Consider the following 1938-nt stretch of genomic DNA (forward strand, 5'->3'; position numbering starts at 1 on the left):
ATGTCTTCTTGACTCTTTCTTTTTTCCTATCTTTATTGACGTGTTTACTGTTCAGTTTTCAATGTCCCTGTGCCCTCTCGTCGAGTGCTCATCTATAATACCATCTATCCTCTACCTTTTCAAGTCTTTTTTTTACTTTTTTTCGTTTTTTTATTTAACCCTCTTTTTTCTCTCTTTATCACATCCTTAATTATATAATGTCATTTCTTTTTTTCTTTAAAGAATGCAAACTCGGTCCATCAATTAAATGACCATAAGCATCATAAGTTGACTGATGACACGGACACAACCATATCTTATCTTTTTGATCAAATTCTATAATACATTTTAAATTCGGACAATATGGAGAAAATACATGACATTTTCCATTTTCATCTATATAGACTGCTTTGAGTTTCCCATTTTCACGAACAATAGCACCTTCACCATTTTGTATTTGATTCACTTTCTTACAATGAAACCTTGGATATATAAAACCCTTATAATATGAATTCATGATTTTCTTTTGATATTCCTTAGCAAAAGATAGTGAAAAATATTGACAGCTATATAAACTTTTATAGGGATTCTCTTGCTGTAAAATTAAATCTTTAATTAATTTGGCCGCTACCTGAGATAATGTCATGCCCCATTTTTGAAAACCATAAATTACATATTCCTGACTTCCCGGTTTTATCTCACCAATATAAGGTACTCCACGTAATGGCACACTATCTAATGCATACCATTCTTGACTCGCCATATCAATATATATTCCCTTATCCTGTACCGGTCTATAACTATCAGTATGATCTATACATAGTAAACTTTGATTCCCTTCTTTGTTTCGCAAATCAACATTCTCTTTTGTCTGAAACAACTTTGCAAAATAAATCCCTTTTTTAATAAAAGGATACCTTGTCGCATGAATAACATAACGACTCCGAATCTTATGATGATTGACTTTTAAAATAAAACCATCTTTTTTGCGTTCAATACTTTCAACCATACTCTTTTCATAAAAAACTATACCATCTTTTTGACACTTATCAATTAACCCATACATATATTTCAAAGGATGAAAAACCGCTTGGTGTTTTAAGCCAACTGATGCTAAATGTTGTGAATCTTTGACGACTTCCACATGAAAAGATTTTAATATGTACTCAAGTTCCTGAATCATAGAAACATATTGAGAATCATCAGTATATACATACGCATCGTTTTCCTGAAAATCACATGCAATATCTTCCTTACGAATAATATCTTTAATTGTATTCAACGCTTCCTCTTGCGAACGAAAATACAGATGTGCATAATGTATATTATAATGTTTTTTAAGAAGTGGATAGATTTTCCCATGTAAAACCGTTAGTTTTGCAGTCGTATGTCCACTCGTATGACTTGCAATCTGATCTTTATCCACAACAATAACACGATAGGGTAAATCTTTTAATTGATAAGCCAGTGAAACCCCAGCCATTCCTGCCCCAATAATAACAATATCTGTATCCATATCATCTTGAATAGATGCACATCTTTGAATAGATGAAGTTTTCTGCCAATAAGATTGATTCATATTTATATCACCATGTGATATTCTTTCCAAAAATAATCAGTTTAAACAAAAAAAGAACTAAGATTCAGTCAATGTCGTCAATTTAATGACATTACAATAGAGAGAATATTTGATTAAATTCAAAATTCTCTCTTTTTCTTTCTGTGCTAAAAAAAAGTGCAAAAAGACACTGATCATTTTTAATGATTTTTTTAAGTTTTTAAGTTATAATTTTTTTAGAAAATGATGTCTATACTACCGATTAGCGTTTTATACGTAAATATCCCTTTTTCATTTTTCTAACTTTGGGATTTCGTTTGCCATCAACTCTATATTTGAGTGTTGTTGGTTTCTTGGTATAGACATTCCATCTTCCAAAGAGTCTATTGGGTCGAATAGGC

Annotated in this window: 1 protein-coding gene; it reads right to left on the minus strand. The window is 31.0% G+C overall.

All coding sequences use genetic code 11. The annotated features are described in order from the left end of the window. Window positions 1-190 precede the first annotated feature (190 nt). Complete coding sequence (locus B5G32_RS13465) at window positions 191-1558, minus strand: FAD-dependent oxidoreductase (protein WP_087936954.1); 1368 nt, start codon at window positions 1556-1558, stop codon at window positions 191-193. Window positions 1559-1938: the final 380 nt, after the last annotated feature.

The organism is Massilimicrobiota sp. An80 (assembly GCF_002159255.1).
GTDB lineage: Bacteria > Bacillota_I > Bacilli_A > Erysipelotrichales > Coprobacillaceae > Allocoprobacillus > Allocoprobacillus merdigallinarum.